The organism is Corynebacterium zhongnanshanii (genome assembly GCF_014490575.1).
Lineage (GTDB): Bacteria > Actinomycetota > Actinomycetes > Mycobacteriales > Mycobacteriaceae > Corynebacterium > Corynebacterium zhongnanshanii.
On sequence record NZ_CP061033.1, the window covers coordinates 2070021 to 2096978 of the forward strand.

General features: G+C 56.8%; 20 protein-coding genes and 3 pseudogenes. 14 read left to right on the forward strand and 9 right to left on the reverse strand.

Annotated elements, in window-relative coordinates; all coding sequences use genetic code 11:
- Nucleotides 1–189: 189 nt before the first annotated feature.
- Nucleotides 190–2514, forward strand: coding sequence for a DEAD/DEAH box helicase (locus IAU67_RS09290; RefSeq protein ID WP_187767905.1), 2325 nt, complete (start codon nucleotides 190–192; stop codon nucleotides 2512–2514).
- Between the two features lie 966 nt (nucleotides 2515–3480).
- On the opposite strand, the gene IAU67_RS10055 is transcribed toward IAU67_RS09290, so the two are convergent.
- Nucleotides 3481–3699, reverse strand: a complete 219-nt coding sequence (locus tag IAU67_RS10055; RefSeq protein ID WP_151842908.1) for a transposase — start codon at nucleotides 3697–3699, stop codon at nucleotides 3481–3483.
- 597 nt (nucleotides 3700–4296) lie between these two features.
- Here IAU67_RS10055 and IAU67_RS09300 point away from each other — a divergent pair.
- Entirely contained in the window at nucleotides 4297–4578 is a 282-nt protein-coding gene (locus IAU67_RS09300) for a hypothetical protein (RefSeq protein WP_151842907.1), read from the forward strand.
- A 130-nt stretch (nucleotides 4579–4708) separates the two neighbouring features.
- Here the strand turns inward: IAU67_RS09300 and IAU67_RS10005 are convergent, their stop codons facing one another.
- Entirely contained in the window at nucleotides 4709–5164 is a 456-nt protein-coding gene (locus IAU67_RS10005; RefSeq protein ID WP_225723577.1) for an IS30 family transposase, read from the reverse strand.
- 191 nt (nucleotides 5165–5355) lie between these two features.
- Nucleotides 5356–5988 (reverse strand): hypothetical protein, encoded by a 633-nt coding sequence (locus IAU67_RS10010; protein WP_225723576.1) that lies wholly within the window; start codon nucleotides 5986–5988, stop codon nucleotides 5356–5358.
- 386 nt (nucleotides 5989–6374) lie between these two features.
- On the opposite strand from IAU67_RS10010, the pseudogene IAU67_RS09310 reads away from it, so the two are divergent.
- The 11 genes and pseudogenes from IAU67_RS09310 to IAU67_RS09360 all read left to right on the forward strand — a co-directional run.
- Nucleotides 6375–6596 (forward strand): annotated as a pseudogene (locus IAU67_RS09310) (transposase); the annotation flags it as partial.
- 1293 nt (nucleotides 6597–7889) lie between these two features.
- Nucleotides 7890–8826 (forward strand): annotated as a pseudogene (locus IAU67_RS09315) (transposase).
- 152 nt (nucleotides 8827–8978) lie between these two features.
- Complete coding sequence (locus IAU67_RS09320) at nucleotides 8979–9161, forward strand: plantaricin C family lantibiotic (protein WP_151842906.1); 183 nt, start codon at nucleotides 8979–8981, stop codon at nucleotides 9159–9161.
- A gap of 50 nt (nucleotides 9162–9211) precedes the next feature.
- Entirely contained in the window at nucleotides 9212–9412 is a 201-nt protein-coding gene (locus IAU67_RS09325) for a hypothetical protein (RefSeq protein WP_187767907.1), read from the forward strand.
- A 67-nt stretch (nucleotides 9413–9479) separates the two neighbouring features.
- Nucleotides 9480–12452, forward strand: coding sequence for a DUF4135 domain-containing protein (locus IAU67_RS09330; protein WP_187767908.1), 2973 nt, complete (start codon nucleotides 9480–9482; stop codon nucleotides 12450–12452).
- Complete coding sequence (locus IAU67_RS09335; protein ID WP_187767909.1) at nucleotides 12449–14650, forward strand: peptidase domain-containing ABC transporter; 2202 nt, start codon at nucleotides 12449–12451, stop codon at nucleotides 14648–14650. Before IAU67_RS09330 ends, IAU67_RS09335 begins: the two co-directional genes overlap by 4 nt.
- Before the next feature lie 82 nt (nucleotides 14651–14732).
- Nucleotides 14733–15467 carry an ABC transporter ATP-binding protein gene (locus IAU67_RS09340; RefSeq protein ID WP_151842903.1) on the forward strand — a complete coding sequence of 245 codons (735 nt, stop codon included), beginning with the start codon at nucleotides 14733–14735 and terminating at the stop codon, nucleotides 15465–15467.
- 2 nt (nucleotides 15468–15469) lie between these two features.
- On the forward strand, nucleotides 15470–16243 hold the full coding sequence (locus IAU67_RS09345; protein ID WP_151842902.1) for an ABC-2 transporter permease: 774 nt from the start codon (nucleotides 15470–15472) through the stop codon (nucleotides 16241–16243).
- 5 nt (nucleotides 16244–16248) lie between these two features.
- Nucleotides 16249–19341 carry a type 2 lanthipeptide synthetase LanM gene (gene lanM / locus IAU67_RS09350; RefSeq protein ID WP_151842901.1) on the forward strand — a complete coding sequence of 1031 codons (3093 nt, stop codon included), beginning with the start codon at nucleotides 16249–16251 and terminating at the stop codon, nucleotides 19339–19341.
- 52 nt (nucleotides 19342–19393) lie between these two features.
- Nucleotides 19394–19519, forward strand: a pseudogene (locus IAU67_RS10015) (uL14 family ribosomal protein); the annotation flags it as partial.
- A 117-nt stretch (nucleotides 19520–19636) separates the two neighbouring features.
- The gene (locus IAU67_RS09360) at nucleotides 19637–20995 is read left to right on the forward strand and encodes an alpha/beta hydrolase (RefSeq protein ID WP_151842942.1); all 1359 of its coding nucleotides are present in this window, start codon (nucleotides 19637–19639) and stop codon (nucleotides 20993–20995) included.
- Here the strand turns inward: IAU67_RS09360 and IAU67_RS09365 are convergent.
- From IAU67_RS09365 to IAU67_RS09390, 6 genes are all read right to left on the reverse strand, one after another.
- The gene (locus IAU67_RS09365) at nucleotides 20992–21381 is read right to left on the reverse strand and encodes an Rv3654c family TadE-like protein (protein ID WP_151842900.1); all 390 of its coding nucleotides are present in this window, start codon (nucleotides 21379–21381) and stop codon (nucleotides 20992–20994) included. The two genes, IAU67_RS09360 and IAU67_RS09365, sit on opposite strands and share 4 nt — an antisense overlap.
- Nucleotides 21378–21731, reverse strand: coding sequence for a hypothetical protein (locus IAU67_RS09370; protein WP_151842899.1), 354 nt, complete (start codon nucleotides 21729–21731; stop codon nucleotides 21378–21380). Before IAU67_RS09370 ends, IAU67_RS09365 begins: the two co-directional genes overlap by 4 nt.
- A 20-nt stretch (nucleotides 21732–21751) precedes the next feature.
- Complete coding sequence (locus tag IAU67_RS10125; RefSeq protein ID WP_370452013.1) at nucleotides 21752–22132, reverse strand: DUF4244 domain-containing protein; 381 nt, start codon at nucleotides 22130–22132, stop codon at nucleotides 21752–21754.
- A gap of 121 nt (nucleotides 22133–22253) precedes the next feature.
- The gene (locus IAU67_RS09380) at nucleotides 22254–23354 is read right to left on the reverse strand and encodes a type II secretion system F family protein (RefSeq protein WP_151842898.1); all 1101 of its coding nucleotides are present in this window, start codon (nucleotides 23352–23354) and stop codon (nucleotides 22254–22256) included.
- Entirely contained in the window at nucleotides 23351–24562 is a 1212-nt protein-coding gene (locus IAU67_RS09385; RefSeq protein WP_151842897.1) for a TadA family conjugal transfer-associated ATPase, read from the reverse strand. The genes IAU67_RS09380 and IAU67_RS09385 overlap by 4 nt, the downstream gene beginning before the upstream one ends.
- Nucleotides 24559–25812, reverse strand: coding sequence for a CpaE/TadZ family protein (locus IAU67_RS09390; RefSeq protein WP_151842896.1), 1254 nt, complete (start codon nucleotides 25810–25812; stop codon nucleotides 24559–24561). Before IAU67_RS09390 ends, IAU67_RS09385 begins: the two co-directional genes overlap by 4 nt.
- 287 nt (nucleotides 25813–26099) lie before the next feature.
- Between IAU67_RS09390 and IAU67_RS09395 the strand changes: the two genes are divergently transcribed.
- Entirely contained in the window at nucleotides 26100–26957 is an 858-nt protein-coding gene (locus tag IAU67_RS09395) for an HAD family hydrolase (RefSeq protein ID WP_225723575.1), read from the forward strand.
- The last annotated feature ends 1 nt before the right edge of the window (nucleotide 26958 follow it).

Here is a 26958-nt window from a genome sequence, read left to right on the forward strand (position 1 = left end):
ATGTTCTTACCTAACTGTTGGAGAATCTCCGAAATCCCTTGCGGAGGTGGAGACGTTGTCCATCTTGCCACGTTTGACCGCGCAACCTCTCAACCACGAAGGACCCAGGTGCCAGATTTCAGCCCCGCTAGCCCACCCCGTCAGCCTTCCCACTTTGGCGATGAGCTACTCCAGGAGCTACAGGCACACATGAAAAACTCCACGCTCACGCACGTTCGCCACGAACCGGCGCGCCCATCCCAACCCGTCGATTGGCCACAGTGGGCACATCCGGATCTGGTGGCGTACCTGCAGGAATCCGGGATTGATCGCCCGTGGTCCCATCAAGCGCAGACTGCGGATCTCGCGTTTCATGGCCAGGACGTGATCGTGTCCACAGGCACGTCCTCCGGGAAGTCTTTGGCCTACCAATTGCCGATTTTGTCCGTCCTGGGGCAGAAAAATAGCACGGCCACAGCGTTATATATCTCACCTACCAAAGCACTGGCTCAGGACCAACGGGCAAGCATTGCGCGTCTGTGCCGGGGAGCGCACGATGTTACGGAGGCCGTGGGCGTCGGTAAAAAAGGCAACGGAGAGGCGCAGGAGGCGGACGATCTAGGCAGAATCATGGTCGCTACCTACGACGGCGACACCCCGCAGGACAGCCGGCGCGTGATCCGCGAGCAAGCGCGCATCATCGTGACGAACCCGGACATGCTGCACGCGTCCATTGTGGGGCGGCCGCAGGCGTGGACCCGCCTGCTGAAGACCGTGCGGTTCATTGTGATTGATGAGTGTCACGTCTATCGCGGTGTGTTCGGCGCGCACGTCTCCATGGTTCTTCGCCGGTTGTTGCGGCTGGCTCACGCGCAACCCACAGTGATTCTGGCCAGCGCCACCAGCGTGGATCCGGCGGCGCACGCGCGCAGGTTAACGGGGCGGACAGCGATCAGCGCTGTGACTGAAGACGGAGCGCCATCCGGTGAACGCACGATCGCGCTATGGGAGCCAGGGCTGCTCCCGAACAAAAAGGGCGAGCATGGCGCACCGGTACGCCGCGCGGCGAACACGGAATCCGCCGAGATCATGGGCAGGATTATCGCGCAGGGTGCGCGTACTTTGTCCTTCGTGCGCTCGCGTCGCGGGGCTGAGCATGTTGCGATGGGGGCGGCGGAGCAGCTCTCCTCGTTGGGCCGATCCCAGGACGCGGTGCGGGTGGCGGCCTACCGTGCGGGATACACCCCGGAAGATCGTCGGGATCTAGAACGGCGCTTGGACAACGGCGAGCTGCTCGGCGTGGCCTCCACCAATGCGCTGGAGTTGGGCATAGATGTGGGCGGGTTGGATGTTGTGGTGACCAGTGGTTTTCCTGGGACAGTCGCGAGCTTCCGGCAGCAAGCGGGACGCGCGGGGCGCAGAGGCCAGGGAGCCTTAGTAGTGCTGGTAGGGGCAGACGACCCGATGGACACATACCTCGTGCACCACCCAGAGGCGTTGCTGGATAGGCCCGTGGAGAATACGGTGTTTGATCCGTCGAACCCTTATGTGTTGGCGGACCATCTGGTGTGTGCCGCGGCGGAAAAGCCTTTAGCATGGGAGGAGATCGAGGCCTGGGGTGCTACTCGAGTGGCCGAGTTTCTCTTGCGAAAAGGACAGCTCCGCCGGCGGCCGCGGGGCATTTTCGCGGACCTGGAGGCCGCGAAGAGCATCCATGGTTCCGTGAGCATTCGCGGTGGGGCGGCGAAGCAGGTGGCCATCGTCGATAGTTCCACGGGGCGATTGTTGGGGACGGTGGATAGCACCCGTGCGATCAGTGATGTACACACCGGCGCTGTGTACGTGCATCAGGCAGAAACGTATGTGGTGGAGCAGCTAGACCTGCAGGAGAATGTGGCATGGGTCAAAGAGTCCATGCCGGAGTACTCCACCAGCGTGAATAAGGAAACGGATATTCGTGTGCTCACCACACGGTCAACGATCAAGCTGGACGAGGGCGTGTGGTTGGCGGATGTGGATGTGGAGGTATCCCATCAGGTCACGAGCTATCGAAAGCGACTACCCGATGGAGAGGTACTAGATGTAGTACCACTGGATGTGCCGCCGGAATCCCTGCGTACACGTGCGGTGGCTTACACGATAGATCCGTGTGTGCTTGAGGATCTTGGATTGCCCGAGCCCGTATGGCCGGGAACGTTGCATGCCGCAGAGCACGCAGCGATCGGTTTGCTGCCCCTCATGGCCACGTGCGATCGCTGGGACATTGGCGGAGTATCCACTGTGTTGCATGCGGACACGGGATTGCCCACAGTGTTTGTGTATGACGGCTACACAGGCGGGGCAGGCTTTGCAGAACAGGGCTTTCGGAAGTTCTCCTCATGGATTCGCGCCACACGTGATGCAGTGGCCGCGTGTGAATGCGAGTCCGGATGCCCGTCGTGTGTGCAATCGCCCAAGTGCGGAAATGGCAACGATCCCTTGTTCAAGCGCGGCGCGTTAGTGTTGTTGAGTTATTTGGCGGACGTGGCTGAGTAATTTGGCGGATTGGCTTGCCAGCAATTGTTCTTGCTGTGATTTTCTTGAGATTCCATTCTTGTTAGGGGTGGCATTATCAGAATCTCTTTCCACTTCAAGCTGAAGCTTCCCAGGTCTTGCTTCGCGTGAGCAGATGGGAAAGGCCCGGACCATGCCGATGAAGATTGATTAAAATGCGGAGGGCAGCCTGGTTCGTCTCGTAGAAGCCCGCATTCTGGCAGAAAATATCTCTCCCCCAGAATAAGGATGCAAGATTATGACACCAAAGCTGGTCGAGTCGTGACACACTGCCCGGCAGTGAACACAGACAGCACAATGTGATGCGCGGGTAGTTGCACCGCTACCTGAAAACTTCGCCGACGAAAACGCCAAGCTACGGCTCAAAAACCGGGATCTGCGGGACACCAACGAGTTATTGAAGGCTGCCTCGGCTTTTTCTCGCCTCAGTTCTCGGCCCACAACGTCGACAAGGATCCAGTTCATTGATAAGCATCTGATAAGCATCAGAATCGCTTCACAGCCAGGTTCATTTGCTCGACGCTGAAGAAGCGCCGCCAAGGTGGATTCTGGCATGCGCTTCGTCGTGAAGGCACCGATATCGGCCGTGAGCAGACTGTCCATCTGATGCACCTAGCACAGCTAAAGGTAGCGCCCCTGTAACCACACGTTCGTCTCACGGTTATGATCTGCGCCCTGACCTGATCATGCGTCAGTTCACGGCCGGGAAGCCGAATGCATTTGTGAGTGGCCGACATTACCTATGCTCGAACACGTCAAGGGATTCGTATACGCCGTTTTTGCCATTGATGTGTACTCCTGTCGAATTTTCGAGTGGGCGGTATCTGATTCGATGTCTACCGAGACGTTGCCGCTACAAACGCTGAACCATGCCATTGCCTGCGCTAGGGAAACGGCTGGTCTAATTCACCATTGATAACTACGAGCCGCAATACGTCAGCATCATCTTCAACCAGAGGTTTTCCTAATATGAAATTGTTGCCTCCACCGGCGAATTTTGACTGATGGGGCCGTCCACTGGTATTTCAGCACTTTTAATGACGGGTTCTTGGCAAAGTGCGTGCGGCAGCGCTGCCAACTAGGAGCAGGAAGCACTTGCCTAACAGCCGCTAGGATCATGAGTCCAGCATGAATCTTGCACATGAAGCCCAGGCATGTTATATTCATTTAGTAAACATATTGATTTATTACAGGAACGTTCCTCACTTGTCTAAGTTGCATAAGTTCTCTTTGTCGATTGCTGCCTCTATTTTAGGTTTTGCACTACTGGCCCCTGTTGCGATGGCCGATTCTATCGGCCACTTCGAGTAATCTTACAGCAAAGCCGATACCCCCTCTTCCGCTAAGCAAATCGTTGAGGATGAAATTACTGGCGATGTTAATCACTTCGCAACCCAGACAATAATCCTTAAAAATGGAGTGAAAGCTACGGTAGAAGTTGATGTCGTAGCAGATTCTATCCGAGTTACGTCGGACAATGGCGAGAATTACCAATTTAAGCTCAGCGAACTAAAAAGTTATGTACAAAGTGCGGGCGCCGCAGAGTGAGTTGAAGCTTTAAGAAAGAAGCCTAACTCATGCCAGGTGGCAACAGGTACTGCCGATATAGCTCAACCTGCCCTGTGGGGAGCAGCCCTAGGTGGAGCTGCGGGTTCTGCTGCGGGAGCGGCAGCAAGCGCTTTCTGGTGGGGTGTAGGTTCTCCGTGTTAACGGAAAGGTTCCTAGACGACACTAAAAGTCAAATTAATTGTGGATTATATACCTATGTCTAAAACAAAAATAAGGCACGTGTTACACCCAATGCTCGGCCTCTGGATCGCCTCCATAGTGCTCTTAATCAGCTCTGGATCTCTGAAGTTTGATAATGGAGTGATACCTGCATTACTGATAGCCTCCGGGTCTACCGGCATTCTATCCGCACTATATGTTGATTATCTGGCGGGAAAACACGGTAAGAAAGAAAGCATTAATGCTACCCTCCTGACTATCACCGGAATTGAGGCGGAACCATGCTTCTACGTTTTGATTGGCTCGCTCACCATGTGAGCGATTGAAATGTGCGGCAACGCTAACTTGCAAGAGTGAAATTTCCCTAATTTAGTGGACGCCCGATTAATACGGATTTCCGTGTCCGTGAGAGAGGTTTAGATTCTGGCGGCCATTGCAACAATGACGACTAGTTGGACTTGATGCTACCTGTTTGTTTTAGCGCTTGGGCCATGACTTTGGCGGGAGTGATCCATCCGAGTGCTTTGCGCAGTGTGTGGTTGTGAATGTTGGCGATAATCTTAAGGTCTTCTGAACTATATGCCGACAGGTCGGTACTTTCGGGCAGATTGCGTCGTAGCCTGCCCTTGGTATTTTCGTTGGTTTCGCGCTCCCATGGTGAACCTGGATAGCAGAAGTAGATGGGCATGTCAGTGACCCTGGTAAAAGTGTTATGACCAGACATTTCACTTTCTTGACCCCAGGTAATCGATGGCCAAATAGCCCGGTCCATGCGTGCCACTGTTGCTTCTAAAGCTGCCAGCACTTCATCGCTAGTATGACGACCAGGAAGATGACCGAGGCCTGCAAACCGGCTGACACGCTCAACAAGAGTGATGACTGCTGAATGGTTGTCCTTACCCACAATCAGGTCACCTTCTTAGTGCTCTGGCGGGGTACGTTCCTCAACGTCGAGCGGCCGGTCATCGATGAGGACCATAGCGTCAACGAAACTCTGCTGAGCTGGATCGTTACTGCATGGTTCGCGCCTCTTCCGCTTTACCTGTCTGATGGCAGTGTCAGACCAAATTCCTTCAGCCACCCTTTGGAGTGCAGCTAGAAAGCGCCATAGATAGTTTCGTGTCTAATACTCATGTCCTTCTCATCTGAGTAATCGATCAGGAGCCGATGTGAGAATTGCTCCGATGACCATTGTGCTCGTAAACCATCGATGACATAAGTTTGTAACCGGTGGTTGGATACAAGCTTGGCTAGTTCGGGACACAACCGTCGGACGTATGCTTTCAACCGGACAGTTTCAGCCCGGTAGGGGCCGTCAGCACTGTGATTGCGGGCCACTTCGCGTTGGATGAACGAGGCACTGTGCCCCAGGATCCACCCGATGTGATGAGACGAGGCGTTGTCGCGTAGCATCTCTGCGATCACCACGAGCTCTTCAAAGCTGAGGTACCAGCGACTGATCGGCTTATACGGGTCTACGCCCCGGGGCAACGCTGGTGGCAGTAGGCGTCCAGGCTCGATGACTTCAGTTCGTTCACGCAGGGCAGTCATCAGTCTGTTATACGTTGCTGCGTCACTACCCTGGGCAATGAATTCACGTCTCGAACCGCCCACCATCTTTACTCCCCGTTCGAAATCAGAAACAGCACCAGGGTCAAGACAAGCACCAGCTGCTCTAAACGCCTCCTGTGGGGACAGGCTTGCAAGCCGCAGCTGCAGATAGTCCACTCGCCACTGGGTTTGCCGAACTCTGCGTTCATAGTGCTGAGTGTGACGTGGTCTTCAGCATCGCAGGCAATGGCGTAAGCCGCTGTGGGATTCAATCCACTTATTCCTGCTGTCCGGAAGACAGGCATACCTGCGGACACAAGCTTCACAAAGTCCCGAGCAGGCTGACTGCAACGGTCGACCGGCGGGTTGCGACGATATCGGACAACGCCACGGGCATGGCAGCAATTCAGCACGTGGTGATGGTTGCACCCCAACTGGCGTGCCGATGATCGCACACTACGCCCACAAGCAAGTAAGGCAAGCAGCTACTGCTCGGCCTTTGACAAGGAATGAAACGGACCACGATTCTCAGACACCCCCTCTCCGGGTTAGTGCTGCAACGACCCTCTGAACCCAAGAGAAACCGGGAAATACACCGGCGCACCGATGTTGTGACCACCGTCCCTAACCGGGATGCTGTCGTCCGGCTGATTGGCGCTGTGCTGGCAGAACAGCAAGATGACTGGGTTCAGCACAAGCGCTACATGTCGCTGACCAGCCCGGCACACACCAGGGACACCAACATCACTGGCGTCATCGACAACCGACGTCCCAACGGGAAGTAGTCCGCAGCATGATCGCAGCCCACCATCGGGCCCGGTCCGGACCCTGACTCCATCCCTGATACTGTCCCGGATTCAGAAAGGACAGATACACCACTACCCCGGACTTGACCGATCTGCTGATCAAGCCCCTGGAGAAAACTGTGGCGCTTATCCTCACCTGCGTGCTTGGCTACTTGTTCTGCAGCCGACTTGTAGTACCCAGATCGGGACACTCCCAAAAGCCGTGCCATTGCCTTGATGCTGTAGATCGCCTTCTCCTGGAAGCATCAGTTCGAACTTTTCCGCTCACGTTGCTTCGCAGCGAAGAAGGCGGCTGCTTTTGACAAAAACTCATTATCCAGCTGAGACTCAGCCAATTCCCGGAGCGGCCTGGCGTTTTCCGCACGCAGATCAGCAAGACTCCTATCACCATCAGAGCCCAGGCGTTCTCGCTCGTTTTTGACCTTTCTGCACACTGCACAGCAGCCCGGCAGACACGCCGATCTCTTCAACAACCCGGGTGATCGGCCTTTCAGACTCGATGACCAGCCGAGCTGCCTCCCGCCGGACCTCGGGAGTGTACTCCTTCCTCTGCTGCTTACTCACAATGAACACCCTCTCCTACGGACACAAAAATCCGTACTAATCGGGCGTCCACCAAACGCGGGTGAACTCAATTTGCTTGGGAAGAGAATGAACAGGGAAAGGAACTACGGAACTTTGTTGTCTGCTAGGACTGCTTACCTTGCTTATAGAGGAAGTAAGATTGCACAACCATGAGAGCGAAAATGGCCCACAGGAGGCCAGTACTGTTACCTCCTACAGGAAACCAAGGGATTGCGCCGACCAGGGCGACAATGGCGAGGACAACTGAGAGGGCCAGCCAGAGGATGCGGAGCTTATTATTTTGAAATTGGAACATAGTAGTCGAGAACAATTCTTTTCGGGGGTACAGAATACGGGGACCGTACGTCGAGGCTACGCGTGTGCGAGGTACAGCCCCACTGGTGATTTGAGAAATGCTCAGTAGTTATTTCACTTCTGAACATTATCAGAGGAATGGGCTGTGTCAAGTCTTGTTGACAATGAACCTCTGATATTCGTTGGTGGAGCCTCGCTGTGCGGCGGAGGCAGAGCATGGCTGCAAGAAGTGGTTAATGGCACCCTTGGGGGCGAGACCGGTGTCCAGAGTTCTTGGATCTGCGCTACTCAGCGGGTTGCGTCCGCTAACGTGGTGCATCTGTATCCCATGGTAAGCCGCCCTCCGGCGTTCACAGGCGACCATCATAGGATCCCACCGCCTATCTCGAAGAGTTGCTCACCCAAGCCCCCGTCCTGATGTGCCAGATGCTTCGAGACTTCATCAACTAGGTCCTGTCGACCCAAGCCGACAGCATCTGTGGCGCTAACTACGCCACCGTCTCCCCTTAAGCGGCCCAACAGGTGCAACGGCTACCGAACCCGCTCGCTAGATTCCGGCCCGTACTATTACCTGTCTTGTGATGCGTTGACTACGAAAGTGCGTGAAGGTGGTCGTGTGGTGAACACCAGCGTGCGTGTTGCTACCGGCGTTAACAATGATGGCTACCGCGAACTTTTGGGTATGCAGGTAGCCACATCAGGATCCGTGGAATCCTGGACAGGGTTCTTCTAAGACCTGAAAGCCCGTTGCCTGGGCAATGTGCACCTGGTGACCAGTGATGCCTACCTATGGATCCAAACTACTGTTGGGCACGTGCTTCTCACTGCTAGCTGGCAGCTCTGCCGCGCGCATGTCGCCAAGGACCTGTCATCAACAGCGTCGAAATGCTAGTGGACAACCCTGTCAGGAATGTTTCACTCCATCGTCCTCACTAAGCCAACGTGCAGGCTACCTGAGATTAGGCCAGGTAGGTCGTTGAATGCTTGTAACGACCGTTTCCCGGAGGTAGCAGACTCTCTGGAGGCGTCATTGGATGAGATCCTCGCATTCACACATGCGCCGAAAGTTGTGTAGGCAAAAATGTTGTCGAATAACCCCACAGAACGGCTGAACAGGAATATTCGCCGACGCGCTGACGTTGTGGGCATTTTCCCTCATCGGGATGCTGTTGTCCGGCTGGTTAGTGCCGTGGGGGCAGAACAGCATGATGACTATGCTCGACACAAGCGTTACGTGTCACTAGCTAGCTTGGAACACATCCGAAATCTCATAGCCTCCAACACCATCAATACCAGCAAGACTGACGTCATCGAGGAAGTCACCTCATAAACTACAACCCCGCCCGGGGCGGACCCTAACCCCAGCCTTAACACTGTCCCGGATTCAGGAAGGGCAGGAACACCACGCCCCGGACTTGCCCCATCTAATAAGTGAGGGTAGCCTTAGATTACCTTTTACGTTTGAGTTCAGAGAGGATACCAATGGTTAAAAACGCTGGAATTTTTGAAGAGATTTCCGACCAGTACGTACCTGAGGCTAACGCCGCTGGCCAAGGCTGGGGAACCCTAGTCACCTCGCTCAACTGCTATGGCGCAAGCTGGGCGCTCGGCAACGAGGGCAACTTCTGCACCGGCACCATTGAGTGCCAGAAGACCTGCCAGTAAAAACCGGCAAAGACCACCAAATCCACAATCGCAAGGGAAAGGCTTCCACCATGCATAACTACTCCGCATCCAACGGCTTCATCTCTGACGAGGCTATGCTCCAGATCATCGACGCCAACGATGCGTCCCTGTCCAACCAGGTTGCCGCTGGCACAACCTCCCCACTGTGTGTCGTCGGTGGCGCAGTCAGTGCTGCATCTGCGTACCTGGATGATGCATGCCCAACCAGCGGCTGCACCCATTCCTGCTAAAGCAGTAGCCCAATTCCCCGCGGCAGTGCTCACACACGGCAGTGGGGCTTTCCTCATTTATATACCGATGACATTCCTTAAAAAAAGTATTTCTGTCGCCTCTAAACGCTTTATTAGCCAGTTGACCGATGATCACGCAGGTGAATTTCATGGGCTTTTCCCCCATTATTTGCGACCTTTCCTTGAACAGGGAGCTTATTCCCTCGAGGCTTACGCTCGCGACACCGGACGTGAACTGGGCGAGAATATCATCTGCAATGCGCTACGCTTACTAGCACGCCGCCACAAGGACCTTGCGATCCGCAGTCTCATTACCCATTTCCAGTATCTGCGGGAAACTTCTACACAGAACGACAGCGCGTTCTCTACCTCTTCGCAAGATGGAATTCCGTGGGACTATGCGGTGTACAACATAGACATTGAGCAGGGCTCGGCCCGCGACGACCTCTTTAGCCACGTACCTCTTCTAGATTCCCTGACCGCTACGTGCCAACAGCATTGGTTTGAGTATATCGTTCGCGTCCTAGACTCTGTGCATGCGGACTACTCGGAGCTACAGAAACATTTCCACGTCGGCGGAAAGCTACACGCCATCGAATTCGGCTTGGGTGATCCTCACCGTGGTGGCATATCCGTCGCGATCTGCCAGTGGGAAATTGGCGACAAGGTAGTGCTAAAGTTCACCGAACATACCCCGGCCGGTCTTGTGAGAGAGCTGCTTCAATCGCTCGACCCACATCAAGAGTTCTTTGGTCCCGTCCTCCCCTTTCAATGGAGCCCACCGGAGCGAGAACGCCAGTGGCAGCGCTATGTTGAGCAGGAGCAGTTCACTGCAGACCAGGCACGTGAGTACTTTCGCCGTTACGGTCGCTGCTCGGCTCTCATTCTCGCACTGGGCGGCAATGACTTTCATCGAGAAAACGTCATCAGCACAGTAGCTGGGCCAACATTCGTCGATACAGAAACGCTGACGAGTTTACCCTCGGCAACCTCGGAAACATCTGACAATATCTACGAAAAGACTGCCGCATACGAGTCCTACAGCGTTCTACGTACTCTGCTTTTCCCAGTGCAATTCGCAGGTTCCCCTGTGGCGGAGGAGCTTTCCGCTATTGGGGTCCCCACTAGAGCCGCTCGTTCGATTCAATCCATCACGATCTGTTCCCGCGGAACTAACGATATTCGGTTTGATGAGTCCGCGGTCACCGTGAAACCAACCAACAACACTGTGTGTGACGGTGCGGGCAATCAGTTCGATCCACGAGCTTTTCTCCCCAGCATCGTCGAAGGTTTCGCGGAGGCGTTCCTCCATCTGCAGCAGCATCGGGATGTTTTGCCGCAAACGCTCCGCAGCTGCCCTCCTTTTGGGATCCGCCATGTCCCTCGCCCCACCTGGATATATGCCAAGCTACTCGGAACTTCCACTCACCCCTCCCGTCTGGGCCATGAGGATGCGCGACAGCACACTCTTGAGCTGTTGCCGAATGTTGATCCCCAGCGCATGGGCGAAGATCTTTCCCGCACCATGCGTTGTGAAGAGATCGCTGCCCTGACACAACTAGATATTCCGTATTTCTGGATCGCTGCGGAGGGAACGGTATTCGGTCGTGATTCTGCTCGTCCTTTGGGCAGCTTTCCCAAAACCCCGGCCCAGTGTCTACAGCACTGGTGGGATAAGGTGCTGAATTCTGACGTGAGAATTCACATTCGCCGCATAAAGCTGTCTTTGTCTGCGGTGGGCAATGACCCGTATGAAAAAGCAGATATTGTCTACCGTCACGAGGATGTGTCTGTTCCTACTCCTTTGCCCGAGCATGTAACGGGTATTCAAAACGGTCAGACGAGCATCAGCTGGCTTACCACACATCAGATCAGTGGGAAAGTCCAGCTCAACCTCATTTCTCCATCCCTCTATGAGGGCGGGGGCGTACTGTTGAGCTTCTTAAGCGATCGACGCCAACTCGTCGACACCACTACGAAATCTCATGTGGTGATGGACGCGCTCCGTGGAGCAATCCTGCATGATATGCCGGAGGCACCAGGTGATCTTCACGACATGCTCTATTCTGCCTTCGGAGGTATTCCGGGCGAGCTAGCAACGGAGATGGAACTTGCCGCAATTGGGATGACGGGCACCGAAAAGGGCGATCTGCGTTACCCGGAGGAAATGCAGGTGCTGCTCACGCAGCTCCCTGATCTCCTAGAACGTTATGAGAACCCAGGATCGCAAGATTATCTCAATGGTCTCAGCGGAACCTTTACTGCAATGAATCAATTCCGCGATCTGCTCAACCTCCAGAGTGTAGGAAAGCAATGGGCTGAGCGAACAGGAGAGATCCACACGCACCTCGAAAACGCTCTCTGCTCCATGGAAAGCATGAGAGATGAGGCTTTGGGACTCGCGCATGGCCGCAGTGGTCAGGTTCTCGGGATTGTCGAGCTACTGGACCTACTCATGCGGGCAGGCGTAGAGATCCCCGAAAACTTCTTGAACCGAGCACTGGCGTTGAGCACGAGCCTCCCAGATAGGCTAGCCGAAGATAAGGCCATGATAGATCTATCTGCTGCCCACTCGTGGTGCAAGGGACGCGCCGGCATGGTGATGGCGCTCAGCCGAGTGATGAGTATTGCGTCGGAATGGGAAAAGAAAACCGCCATCGCAGGACTAAAAATATCTGGAGGATGGATCGATGACTGGGCAGAGCACAATGCTCGGTTCCTACTGCCGACCGCACAACAATTCTGCCGTAGCGGTGACATTTCTTTCTGCCATGGAGCTGCGGGGGGAGTGTTGAACTGGCACATCATCGGCGCAGCGACGGGCAGCCAAGCGTCCACGGAACTCGCAGAAACGTACTACACGGAGTTTCAGAAAGTGGCCGCAACTAACGGTTGGCGTACAGGACTGTACTCTTCGCCCCATGCCGAAGGTTTCTTTGTCGGGAGAGCAGGATGGGACCTAGCCACCGCAGCATTCGAAGGCCACGCCACCTTTATTCCGCGAATGATCAGTCTCAGCGTAGGAAGGCGGTGCGCATGACACACGCACCCCAGAGCACTTCAACGTTCAAGCCGGCACGGCGGAAGCCTCCAGTGATCCTACAGCTCGCGCAAAGCGAATGTGGACTGTGCTCTGCCGCGATGATCCTTGAATATTGGGGTTATCGTGGCGCCATCTACGAAATGCGACGCAACACCGATCCAGGAAGAGACGGGTTGGGTCTCAAGGATGTTGCATCAATGCTAACTGAGCGCGGCATCAACGTGAACTTCGTGCAGGCTAACTTCCAGGGACTGCAACGCGTAAATGAGCCATTCATCGCTTTTTGGAAGGGCTATCACCTAGTGCTGGTGGAGAAGCTCAACGAACAGCGAGCGATCATCCTAGACCCAGCTTCTGGCAGGGCGCGGATTTCCGCCGAAGAATTCGAGGAAAGCTTCTCCGGGCACGCCCTGCTCTGCACACCGACGAAGCACTTTGCGCCTCAGCGGGAAAGGGGCTACTCCATTCGCACCATCTGGCGTGAGCTAACGACTCGCTCCTATATGGGAAGTGGTGCGAAAATTCTACTGCTGTCTCTATTGCTGTATGTCTTCACATTGGGAATCCCCATCGTGACCAAGGAATTGGTCGACCGGAAGAATGAGTTGATTGACGGTTACTCAACCGTAGCGATCGCATTAGTACTCATATTGCCTTTCGTTATCTATTCGCTCTTCGGGATCCTCCGCACGCGAATCCTGGCGACGATGATTGCGCATGTCGGTGAAGACCTTATGGGCGGTGTGTTCAAAAAGTTGTTGAGCCTGCCTTATCGATTTTTTGCCTCGCGGCCCAACGGTGAGCTTATGATGCGCCTGAGCAGTGTCAATCAGTTGCGCGACCTGGTTTCCAACCAAATCACCGCGGTGTTGCTTGACGTCGGCGTAGTGATATTCATCGTGGGATACTTGGTGTTCGCCATTCCGTGCCTCTCCATCGTCGCTATTGGCCTCAGCGCGATCATGGTGCTACTCACCGTGGGGACGTGGTCACAGGTTCAACGTGTAACTGATGAGGAAATCCGTGCATTGGGCAAGTCCACGGGTACGCAGATGGAGGCCATTACGGCCATCAGCTCTGTGAAAACCACGGGGATGGCACCGAGTTTCTACACCAGATGGCGCAAGGATTATCAGGGTGCACTGCACTCCGGGCGGCGCCGCATGCTGGTCCAAGGCACCGTAGCCACGATCATCGGGGCAATCCAGATGTTCGGCCCATTCCTTGTGCTGGCTGTAGGCATCAAGCTGCTCTTGAAGGGCACGGGAACCTTGGGTGAAGTCGTTGCCGCACAGTCCTTGGCCACGATGCTGCTGGCTTCCGTCAGCTCACTCAGTTTGGCCATCAGTCAGTTTGTAAAGGCCCAGGTGCAGATCGCACGGCTCATCGACGTCATGACGCACGAGTCCGATAACACTTGGGGAAGCGAAGTGTGCGAACTGTCCGGCCAGATGACAGTGGACCAGCTGTCCTTTACTTACCCCGGAGCGCAGCTGCCTGCCCTCAGCAATATTAACTTCTCCGTGAGCCCTGGGGAGAAGGTGGCCGTCGTGGGCAGGACAGGCTCTGGGAAATCCACCCTGGCCAAGGTGCTCGTGGGGCTGTTTCCCCCCTCGACGGGCTCCATCACGCTGGATGGTCGACACAGCTCCGAATTGTCAGAAGAATCCTTTCGCAAGGCTGTGGCGTACGTGCCTCAGGACATCCAACTGAGTAATCGGCAGATTGCGGAAAACATTGACTTCACCGGGGGTACCCCGGATCTGGAGTTGGTGCGTACCGCCGCTCAGATCGCTCAGATCTCTGGAACGATCGAGTCCATGCCTTTGGGGTATCACACAGAAATTCAGGAGATGGGCGCGAATATCTCTGGTGGTCAGCGGCAACGCATCGCAATTGCCCGTGCGATCGCTAGGCAACCAAAAATGATTGTCCTCGATGAAGCAACCTCTGCTTTGGACAACATGACAGAGAGGAACGTGGCACAATCCCTCGCAGAGCTTAACTCGGCACAGATAGTGATCGCACACCGGACGTCCACGATCCGATCGGCGGACAGAATCCTGGTTCTCAGGGAAGGTCACCTGGTTCAGGAGGGCACATTCAGCGAATTGATGGCCGAGGACGGTGAATTCAGAGAACTGATGAGCAGCACGAAAGATCTCAATGCGACTCGTCAAGAGATGCAACGATGACAGAAAAAGCATGGGGTAGCCGACGTCCCCACAAGCTATTAATCACAGTCAACGACACAAAGTATAGAGAAAACGACAGAAAATGATTGAAGTAAAAAACTTAGAAAAGACCCTCGGTAAGGAGAAGATTCTGCGAGGAGTGTCCTTTAGCGCTCCCGCAGGTAAAATCACCGGCTTCCTGGGCCCCAACGGATCAGGCAAGACCACCACATTCAAGGTCATGCTCAACCTCATGAGGCCGGACAACGCTGACGCAACCGTCACATTCGCTGGTGAAAAACTCAGCAGCTTCCCCCTGTCCCTCACTCATGTGGGAACATCCATGGACATCAACGCCATGGACAAGCACCGCAAGGGGATCGATCACCTCCGTTCTCTCGCACCGCTTGCCCAATGCTCTGAGGCTCGGGTTAATGAACTCATGGAAGAGTTCGGCCTAGGACACGCGAAAAACAAACGTTCCGGTTCATATTCCATGGGCATGAAGCAGCGCCTTTCACTAGCCACTGCCCTGCTGGGTGACCCAGATTTCCTCGTTCTCGACGAACCCACCAATGGTCTAGATCCCGAGGGCATCGCGTGGATTCGCAATTACCTTCGCGCGCTCGCTGGCCACGGCAAGACAGTGGTGATCTCCTCGCACCTGCTCAACGAGGCGCAAAAGTTCATCGACTATGTAGTAATCATTAAACAGGGAAGAATCGCTTATGAGGGAGACATCTCGCAGTTGCATGCACTCTGCGAACAGCGCACCGGCAGAAAAGTGACTGACTTGGAAGAAGCTTACCGGGTCGTCACGGCTAAGGAGGAGAACTAAACGTGTTGGGACCACAACTGATATCCGAGTGGAAGAAGGCCACAACCAGCATCACATGGTGGGCCGTAGGCGCTCTCATTGTCACGGCTAACGTCCTGGTCACGAGCTTCTTCACCTTTGTGGGGCTTAACGTGGAGCGCTCACCCATCGATGCGACCGCCCCAGATTCCGTGCGTATGTTTCTCACGGTTGGCGTAGCATTTACCTTCATTTTGCCTCTCATTTTGGGTATGCTCATTGTCAATCTCGAGTTTTATAACAACACCATCATTTATTCCTTCCTGGGGAATCAACGCCGCGGTAGTCTCTATCTAGCCAAGCTCGTGACCTGCGCGGTGTCGGCCATGTTGTTCTCTGTCCTATTTGCCCTAATGTCCTTGGCAGTTGTTGCAGGGCTGCTGTCCAGTTCATCGAAACCTGCAACCGTCTTCACAGGGCAAACGTGGGGTACGCTGCTGAGCATCGTGGTGATCAGCACCCTTTTAGGGGTCATTGGAGGTGCCTTAGGCGCCTTGGTAACTAAGCCGATGTTGGCTATTGTTCTCATTATTTTGTGGAGCCAGGTTATTGAGCCAATTCTTCGGATCGCCTCCCCTACCAAGGCACAGGGGTATCTTCCTTCCTCCTTAATCGACGCTAGCCTAGGCGGTGGTTTCCTAGGACAGATGTTCAACAGTGAGCAATTATCACAGCCACTAGCGTTAGGTATTCTTGCCGCGGTGACCGTGGTTCTCGGCATTCTCGGTGGTGTGAAGTATGCGCACCAAGAGGTATAAGTCCGGTGCAGAAGCAAAAGGAGCCGATCGACACCGCCATTGCCACGTTTCTGCCAGAGCTGCAGAACGAAACGAAGCGACAAACTGTGCGGGAGCTTATTGAGGAATTTGCTGAGTGTACGCCGTGGTACCGCTACCAGTACACGCAATCGACTAACGCTACGTCACTTGAGCAGGATCGCAGAGATCCTCAAGTACAGCCGTCATTAGCGGATTTGATGCGCGCCATCCGCAACATGAACATTTCTGAGCATCCCTCGCAGGACGATCCTCGCTTTATCGAGTGGTTCTTAGAGCTGACGCGGTCGTGGACAGCGCTCCTCAATAGCCCTTGGCAAGCGGCACTGCGATTTCCCCCTTCCCAGCGGTTGACGCACAGCATTGAAATGGACTTGCTACAGGTCATCGAGACTCAGCTCTTTCGCTGCGTGGCGGATAGTCTTGAGAAGCGCCGGATGGCCGGAGACCTATCCGGCGTGTCCAGCGCCGAGCGTTTTGATGATTTCTATCGGTGGTTGAGCTCCGCCGAGGGATGCGAACACTTTGAGGAAAATTACGGTGGTCAGGTTGTTCAAGCTTTCCATCAACTGCGATTCCGCTGTGATGCTTGGTGTGAACTGCTTGTTCGTCTGAATATAGATCTCGACCAAATAAATGCGCACTTTTTCGCTGGCGTGGACCTTCGTTCGTTATTACCACAGCTACAGGTTCAGATGGGCGCCGGAGATTCACACTGTCGTGGCCGAGCCGTTGCGATCGTGAACCTCGGCGATCATCGTTTTGTGTATAAGCCGCGTGATTTGAGTGTTGACCAGTCACTCAAGTTCTTTTTTGATGAACTGCGCGAGTGGACAGGCATCCAGGTATCGGTTCCTTCGGTTATCGTCGCGCGGGGTTACGGCTGGGCGGAATTTGTTACTGGCGCTAGTGGAGATGTGGATTTTCAGCACTATGGGCGGGCTCTAGGTTTCCTCGCGAGCATAGAGTTTCTCGCCGGGGGCATTGATTTCCACTACGAGAACGTTGTGGGCACCGCTGACTCTGGAGTATCTATTATTGACGCAGAAACTTGCGTCGGTGCCAGCCCGGTGAATAAAAAAACCTATGCCTCAGGATCGGGCTCCATGGTGGGAGCACAGAAAGTCTTCCATTCTGTCATCAGCACCGGATTGCTGCCACTTCCCCAGGTTGTTCCGGGCCGTATCGGCATCATTGATGTTGGCGCAACAGGTATCACGGAGGGGGAGACCACGTCTCCCTTTAAGTCTTTGCTTGCCAAGAACCCTGGCTCCGATCTGATGCATATCGCTTTTGAGAATCTCCCGTATCGTTCAGAGAACAGCAATCCTCAGCCACGGACCACGGTGGCGGGTGTCGTGGAATTCCGTGACCAGATCGTCGGAGGAGTGCGGGAAGGACTAGAGTTCGCAAAGGCTAATAAGGAAGAACTCTGTGGCTTGTTCGAGCGCGCATTTTCGGGACAGAGTTTCCGCTTCATCAACACCCCCACGCAGACCTACAGCCAACTTTTGCGGATGGTTACCAGTCCTGGGGTGGTAAATGATCCAGTGGCGCATGTTGCAGTCCTGAGCCGCTGCGAGATGTTTAGTGACCGAGAAAAATCCGCCGCAGCCTTCGAGGTTGAACAGATGCTCGACGGGGACGTCCCATATTTTCAGATCTCCTTTGGAGATAATTGCCTCTACGGGATGGAAGGAGAGCCCCTCATCGACGGCTTTTTCGAAGGCTCTCCCAAGGAAACCATCTTTCGCCGTATTCACGAGCTAGATGACGAATCGATCAACGAGCAAGTGGATCTATGCATGGCTGCTTTCGCTCGATCCCTGCCAGTTGGGGCAGAAGGAACTCCCGCGTTGGGCGAGGCTCCAGAGTGTTCCGTGGATGTGGACGTCGCTTTACAAACAGGAGCCGAGCTTATTCTCGCCCGTGGCTGCCGCTCTGACAACGACCGCCAACCCAGCACATTCTGGGGTCCACAGATCTCCGTGGAGGATTCCACTCAGTGGACACTGGGAACGGCAGGATACGACCTCTACGGAGGAAGTCCCGGGGTTGCCCTCGCACTTTCGGCGTCTGAGCGTCGATTGCGCACCGGAAAATATGGTGAGTTTGCAGAGACAGTCTTTGGCCCTATCTCTCATCAAATCCTTGATGACCTTATCAACGATGGAACCTATGGCATCGGTGGTTACATGGGAGTTGCCGGAACTCTGTGGGCAGCCGTCTGGGACAGGCGCCTGCGAGGCCTTAATTACGGCGATATTGCCGTAGAGAGCCTGAATAAACTCAGCCAGAATATAGAGGGAAAGACTTCTGCCGATTTCGTGGTGGGTCAATCTGGTGCCCTCGCCGTCGCAGTAAATCTCGCACGGATGTGCTCAGATATTGGCATTGATGTCTCCGGAATCATGGAGACAATCGTTTCCTACAGTCTGCCGGTCTTGGAAAAAGACTTCCGAGAAGGTTGGATAGGAACGAGTGAGTCCACTCCCTACTCAGGATTCGCCCACGGCCTCGCGGGCAGCATGGCCAGTATCGCCGCCGCCACAACAGTTCTTTCTCCTCAGTCCTCACTGAAGGCACAAGCAGAGAAAGTCGTTCAGGAAATGATCGATGCCCTGGAGGGTGTGGTAGACAACACGGGGGCAGTTACGCGTTCGAAGACCGATCAAAGAAAAGACGCGGCATGGTGCCACGGTTCCCCTGGAGTCCTTCTAGGCTTCACGATCGCTTGGGAAAATGGATTTCGAACAGACCCGGAGGTTCTCCACAATCTAGCCCAATATGTCCGTCGGCGTGGCGTCGGTAATAATTCAACGGTATGCCATGGAGACCTAGGGTCACTGCGTGTTCTGAAGCGGTACGCAGAGTTAGTGGACGATGAGGCACTGGCGGCGTCGATACACAAAGAGATCGTGAACCGCTCAAAATACATCGCAGTAAGGAAAAGGACTGATTACCAGGACAAATATTCCTCCACGGACTCCCTCATGCTCGGACGAGCGGGGGCCATCCTCACGCTACTCCACGAGCTCGATCCACGAGAATACCCGGACGTCACAAGCCTAGGAATATAAAGACAAACGCCTTGCATCACATTGCGATTCACGCAGGCGGCGAAGTTGCGAAGCAATTATCGTCAGAACCAACAAGGGAGCCGCCGTCATCATCACGGCAAACAACAATGACCCACTCAATACCCGCATCTTCGACCCAGTGACTCGTGAGCTTCGCGAGAAGAAGTTCGTGAAGATCCGCGTCCCCGGGGGTGCTTCTGCAACCATAAGGAGCGAATACCACCGGTCAACACGCGAAAGATTCACCTCTAAAATCATCACACTTCCCCACCGTTGACGTTATAGTCGCCGTATGATGATCTCCTTTTCTCTTCGACGCCGAGGTTCACGTATCGCCACCTCCCTCGCCGCTGCATCAGTATTGTTCACGGGAGTTGCTGTGCCTGGCGTGGTGAGCCCTCCCAGCGCCCAGGCTCAGTCTTCCGAGTTTTTCGGTTCCATTGCCGACATCACGCCAGGTAGTCTGGTCAAGTCCACGCCTGCGATGGCGGATGTGCGCCCTTATTCCAAGCCCACGGCCGATTCCGGTTTGCGTATCCCGAATGCATCCGAAGCGCAGGGTCGCACGGGTGTGCCGTTGGGTGAGGTGGACTTGGATCCGATGGTGGGCCTGGCGCAGGCGGCTGTTCAGAAGCGCTTCGTGTATTCCACAACAAATCAGCATGGTGAGGTTGCAACCAGCACGGGAACGGTGTTCCTCCCGGCTGGACCTGCTCCTGAGGGCGGCTGGCCTGTGTTGGCGTGGGCTCACGGCACCGTGGGCTTGGGCGACCAGTGTGCGCCATCGATCAACCAGCGAAGCCCTCGGGATGCAGAGTATCTGAATCACTGGCTGTCCCAGGGTTATGCCATTGTTGCGACTGACTATGCTGGCCAGGGCACTCCTGGGCTGATGAGTTACTTAAACGGACAGGCCGAGGCGGACAGCGTGGTGGATTCCGTGATCGCGGCGCGCGCCTTGGGCAGCATGGCCAAGGACGGCTCCTCGTTGCTGTCGCATCGCTGGGCAGTCATCGGACAGTCGCAGGGCGGCGGTGCCGCATTGCAGGTGGCGCGTTTGGCAACGCAACGCAGCACCCCTGCGGGTCTTGATTTCCGCGGAACCGTTGCCACGGGCGCACCCGCATATGTGGAGGAGATTGTCGCTGCGGGAGGCCCTACATTCCCGCCGGTGACGCTTCCCACTGGGCTGAATGTGTACGCGCTGTACATCCTTGCTGCCCTGCGGGAGGCGCGTCCCGATATTGATGTGAACTCCGCACTGAACGAGCAGGGTCGGCGCATGGTGGACGCCGCCGAAACCGCTTGTTTGGGCGAGCTATCCGAGGCTATGAAGGGCGTGAATATCGCCCATGGGTTCTCCAAGCCGTTGCGTTCTGTGCCAGGTCTTGTGGACGCGGCACGGTCCATGATGGCCACCCCGGCGTATGGTTATGACCGTCCCGTGTTTGTGGGCCATGGGCTGAAGGACATGGATGTTCCCACACCCATCGGACTGTTGCTGAACACCGATATGTGGTTCCAGCAGTTCAACCTGGATGCCCATGCCCGCAACACGCGCGTGGAGGTGCGCTGGTATCCCACGAATCACGGGGACACGGTCTTTGCCTCAGTTCCTGATTCCACTCCTTTCCTCCGCTCGATTTTCAACTAGCGTGCTGGGGCATCCGGCACGATAGAGCCCGGTTCACCGGGGCCACCCGGCGCGCTGGGGTCACTTGGCTCGCTAGGGTCACTTGGCTCGCTAGGTCCGGCAACAGCGCTCGCTGTACGGCCCCACCGGGAGACCTCCACACGGACATCCTCACCGATGACCTCACATGCTTCTAAGGTCGCATGGTTCTGGTCAGCGAAGGCGGATGCCGTGGCGCAGGGGTCTTCGGTGTCTCCAGTGGCCAGCGCTGTTGCGGCAGCGATGGCGGTCATATCTGCGGCAAGCTGTGTCTCCTGGGCGGCGGACAGCAGCTTCACGCCAGAGATAATTCCTATGCTCAGTGCGATGAGCCCAAGGATGATGCTGGCTCCATATGTTGTGCTCATCGCGCTGGCCCTTCTAGCTCGCGCGGTAGATCCCCGTCGGGTTCTGCCGCGCGGGGCTCTGTAATGGTCACGGCTTCGCCATGCACATCGAACAGCGCTGCGTGCCGAGTCACCTGGACCCGCACTGCCTCGAGGTCCCCCACTGTGGTTGCGGAGACTGTGACCCGCGCATCCGGACTGCGTGCGGCAACTACTGCCGATCCGTTGTGACCCAGCGCTTCGGCGCGGGCAGCATCCCGAGCCAGGCTGGTCACCGCAGCGTGTTGTGCCAGGGTGATGAAGCCTCCTACCAGCGTGCCCGCGGTCAGGGTTAGGGCGCTCAACACCACAGCGCCTTCGATTGTGTTCATGGTGCCGTTGTCACTTCCTGCTACTTGCCACCCTCGTTAAGGGCTCGTTCGAAGATTCCGCGCAGTGCATCTTCCACGGCTCCAGAAGTGACGACCGTATAGAGCAGCGCTCCCAGTGCAGCTGCTGCCACACAGCCCAGGGCGTACTCAATGGTGGACATGCCGCCTTCGTCGTCGATGTGATCCCGGCAGGCTTTCAGAGCACGTGCCCACATCCGAACGATGAGGTTGGGATGGAAGAGAGCTGGGTCCACATAGTGGTTCTCGTCGGGCGTGGGCTCTGCCGAAATCGGCTCAGCCAGTGCGGTCTTGCTCACAACCGGCTCTGCCAGAGCAGGCTGCCCCAGAGCAGGCTTAGTCATGACGTCTTCGGTCGTCACGGGGTCAATCGTGATAGACATGGTGTCCTTCCTTTCAGTGTGTGTGGTTGATATGTAAAAGAGGTCAGAGGCTGCGGCCATGCACGGCATGCGTGCGCCATGGATGCGTCACGGATGCACCATGGATAGATCCACGGCTAGGTCACAGCCCTGCGAGTCCAAGCGCCAAGGGAATAAGTCCCGTCACCACAAAGGCCGGAAGGAAGCAGAGAGTCAGTGGTGCTGCAAGAACCACCAACATCTTTTCTGCCGCCTCGGTTGCCTTATCCAGGGATAGTTTCCGCAGATATTCCGCATGGTGTGCCATAGCATCCGCCAGCATGGCCCCTGAGGTGGACTGTTGCGCGGCCATCCGCGCGATCGGCCCGTAGAAGGGGTCTTCTGCCAACTGTTCCCATGCGCTCGCCCCTGCACCGAGGTGAAGAAGCGCGGGAATTGCCCGGACTGTCGAGTGGGACCCGTCCTCCTCCGGCACGAAAGCGCTGGTGCTGACGGCAAGCTCCCAGGCGTGGACAAGCGGGGCGCCTGCACGCAGTGCTGCGGCAACGAGGTCCAGCACGCGTGCTGCGCCAGTGGGATCATGGGGCCCGGCGCGCCGCCCCACTCCACCGAGCACGGTGGCTGTGAGCGCCTCGGCCCACAGGACCCCGGCACAGGCCAAGAGTGTTCCCACTAGGCCGAAAAGGCTTCCCAGGATGGACTGCGTATAGAAGCTGACCGTCCCCAACCCTAGGGACTGCCCGAGAATCACAGCACCCGGCGGCAGGCTCAGCAGCACCACGACCGTCAGGCGGGCGCCACCCATAGCGCTATGGGTTTTCGAATGATGCGCTAGTCGCGCCTCCAGATCGCGACAGAACGTATCCAGCAGATCGCCCAGGCCTATTCCGTGTTCGGCGGCAAGAGCCCACAACACCAGGAAGCGTTGTTCGGCCTCTCCCCCGCCATCGGCAGGGTCGATGGCACCTCCCATCTCGTGGATACACGCAGTCGTGCGCATCCTGTGGGCAAGTTCCTGTCCGCGTTCCTGCGCACGCTCGCTGGACTGCATCGTGCTGCAGGCCGCATGGACTGCGGTGGGGATGCGCGCACCCGCGTGGCAATCCCTGGCCACCAGGCGTGCGAACTCGAGGAGCATGTCGATCCCCTGCCGCACGCCACGATCGTCGACTATTCTGCGACCTACTTTCCATCCCACGTACCCCCACAGGCTTGCGCAGAACATCCATATCAGCACAGTCATGGGGCACTCCTCTCGCTATCGCACTGAGCTCGCTGCCGCTGGATTCGTCCCACAACATCGTCGGCATCCATAGATGACTGATGGATGCTCCACACCGGTTCCACCACGAGAACAGGTGCACCATTCCGACTGTGAGAGGCATGCAGCGTGGAGATGTCCGTGAGCTTTCGGCCTTGCGGGGTGCGTTCCACGTGCAACAGCACGTCGATGCCGTCGAGGCTTTGCCGCACCAGGGAGCGCGGAGGCATGTCAGCCATCGCCCCCAAGGCTTCAAGCCTTCCTGGTACTGCCTGGGGGTCATTAGCATGCAGCGTCCCAGCGCTTCCTGGATGCCCGGTGTTCAGCGCAACCAATAGGTCTGCTATTTCCGCGCCACGGATTTCCCCCACGATGATCCGGTCTGGTCTCATGCGCAGGCACTGTGTCACCAGGCGCCCCATGGGAATGTCGCCAGCTCCTTCGGCATTAGCCCGGCGCGCGGTCATGGCCAGACAGTGCGGATGCTCGGCAATGATCTCTGGGGTGTCTTCCACCAGGATCATGCGTTGATTGCCAGGAACCTCCCCCAGCAGCGCTGTGAGTAGTGTGGTTTTCCCCGCCCCGGTTCCTCCACTGATGAGGATGTTCATCCGCTGCCGAACGATCTGTCGCAGCACCATCCCTAGTGCAGGTGACATCATGCCGTCGCGGACGAGGTCTTCAACATGGCTATGCCCTCGGTGCAGTGCTCGCAGGCTGATGCTTGCCCCACCGTCCATGGGTGGCGCGAGGGCCGCGTGGACACGCAGGCGTCGAGCAGGGATCCCCTCCGGCAGGCCTGTGAGCACTCCGTCGGCAAAGGGCATTGCATTGTCCAGCCGAGCACCACACCGAGCTGCCAGCCGCACCGCCAATTCCCGAGCCTGCCCTGGCGGCACAGGGGGCATCTCCGCTGGCTCTAACCCCTCACCGCGGTCAATCCAGATACGCCCATCGGGATTGACCAGCACATCGGTGACGTCGGGATCCATGAACAGCTCCGTCAGGATCCCCAGGCCGGAAAACTCGCGATGGAGCGTCCGCAGAAATTCGACGCCCCCAGCGCCGCCCTCACCTCCGCCGTCCTGCTGGGCGTGCCCGCCGAACTCAACCAGGTCCTCGGGGCCTACGTGACTAATTCCGCGCTCAGCTAGGGCTCGGCGTACGGCGTCGATGCTCATGGTGGTCATGCCGCACCACCCTCGTCGGTAGCGCGGGCCACATCATCGTCTCGGAACGCATCGTCACCGCGGAGCGCGTCGTCACCGCGCGGCACGTCTGCTCCGAGCAGCTCCTTCACGAGCAGCGTGTGGTCCTTCTTCCATTCCTGGACCAGACTGTCTGCCGACCTCACCAAGGAATGCCCGTCATGGAGGAAGTGCTCCGGCTCCCCCTTGTTCAGCGCTCGGGCCACCGCGGCATCCGAGCGCACTGTGCGCATGCGGTAGCGCTGCAGAATCACCGGCATGAGCGAGTGCGGAACGTCCGATCCGGCGAAATCTCGCACCACTACCAGGGGATCCACGCCCCAGTGATCGGCCAGGCGGTCACACAGCCTCTTCGCGTACATCAGACCTGGGACGGTGGCTATGGTGACGACGACGTGGGCGTCGGGCACCATGACTGAGGGATTGCCCCTGGAGTTGCCGCTTGCTTCGCCAAAAATTGTCAGAAAATCATCGCTGCCTGGCCTCAGAGTCCCACAGTCGGCGACACACGCGGCGCTGCCCAACAGTGCTGGCTGCTGCCACTGTGTCCCGGCCTGGCTAATAATGGGTATCTTCCCGATCCTCGGAGCACGAGACAGCAACTGTATGTAGTTGCACTCCAGCAACGTACGCACCCCCAACTCCGACACACTATGCTCCTTGCCCAGGGCGATATCGACGCCGAGGGAATGCGGGCTGGCGTCGAGTACTACGGAGGGATAATCACCACTCAGCGCATGGGCAAAGCACACGCTGAACACCGTGGTGCCCGCGCCACCCACGGCACCATAAACAGCAATCAGGGGCAGATCATGCATCCCCACCAGGCGAGCAAGATCCAGCACACCACCCTGGGACAACGTGCGTGACACCTGCGTAGAATCAGGAGCTATGTCGATCGCGCGGATCCGCGGATGGTTCTGCAGCGGATTCGGACGGTCGTGGATCAGAATGGCTGCAGCACCCCCGGCTCTGCGGCGAGCGCCGCTGCTCCGCACATCATCCAGGCCTTCGAGGGCTGCATGGATCCGCTCCACGGCTTGCGGCGTTGCGGCGGAGAGAAGCGTCCGGCCCGTAGCCGCCGCGATCATCTGCGCTTCTTCCAACCATTGCGCATCCTGCACATCCACGATGACCGGACGTGCGTCCGCTGCGCGCGTCTTCGTTGTGCGTATCTCCGCTGCGCGCGGGCCACGCTCCTGCACCTGTGGTGTTGCGGCATGACGTGCCATCACGTTCCCCCAAACGTTGGTCGATCGTTACTGTCCCGCTGCCATCCCCTTATGCGGCAGCGAGCCTTATGAACTTGAGTGACAGGTTCCAGTCTTGCCCATCGTCAAGTAACTACGGAAGGGGTACGTGGAAATCTGTGGATAACTCGTCATAGCGCCCCTTTTTGAGCCAGTTGACTGTGGATAACACATGTGCAGCACCACCAGTCCATCACGCACGCATCACCCGCGCGTTACGCAAGTGGCAGCAATGGCGCATGTGACTGATGTGACATAGAATACGAATCGTGCACCCAAAAAATGTCACCACCACACACCCCACGAAGGTGCTGGCGATTTTCGACCTCGACAAGACGATCATCAACACCAGCGCCTCCCTGGCCTACGGACGTCCCCTGGCCGAACGCGGGCTCATCACCACCACCGAAGTCATCCGCATGATCGCCATCCGCAGCAGCTTCATGCTCACCACCCACGACCAGGAAGACCTCAACGCCACCAAAGAAGCGCTAGCCTCCATGATCAAGGGCCGCGAAGCCGAACCCCTCAAGACCGTGGCGCGCGAAGCTCTTCACGACGTCATCATTCCTTATATCTACGCCGAAGCCCACGAGCTGCTGGAATGGCACCGAGAGCAGGGCCACACCATCGCCATCGTCACGGCTTCACCATCCGTGGTGGTGGAACCCATCGCCGAAGAATTAGGCGCAGACATCCTCATCGCCTCCGAGCTGGAGGTGGAAGACGGCCTCTTCACCGGCAACGTCACCCTGTTCAACAAGGGCGTGACGAAGGTGCATCACATCCAGGACATCGCCGGGGAACACGGCTTTGACCTCTCGCAGTCCTATGCTTATTCGGACTCCGGCACCGACGTACCCATGCTGGAGCTCGTCGGCCACCCCACCGCCGTGAACCCCGACCGCGCCCTGAAGAAAGTCGCCGCCGAACGCGAGTGGCCCATCGTGAACTTCCGACGCCCTGAGCCGATCACCCAGAGCAACGTGGCCGTCCTCGCCGGCGCCGGTGCCACCCTCGCCATCCTGGGCGCGGTGGCCACAAGCGTGACCCTCTGGCTGTTCAATCGGGATTCCTCGTCCAGCGATGGCTCAGGCCAGGCGGACGTGACCCCGGACGCAGCCTAGC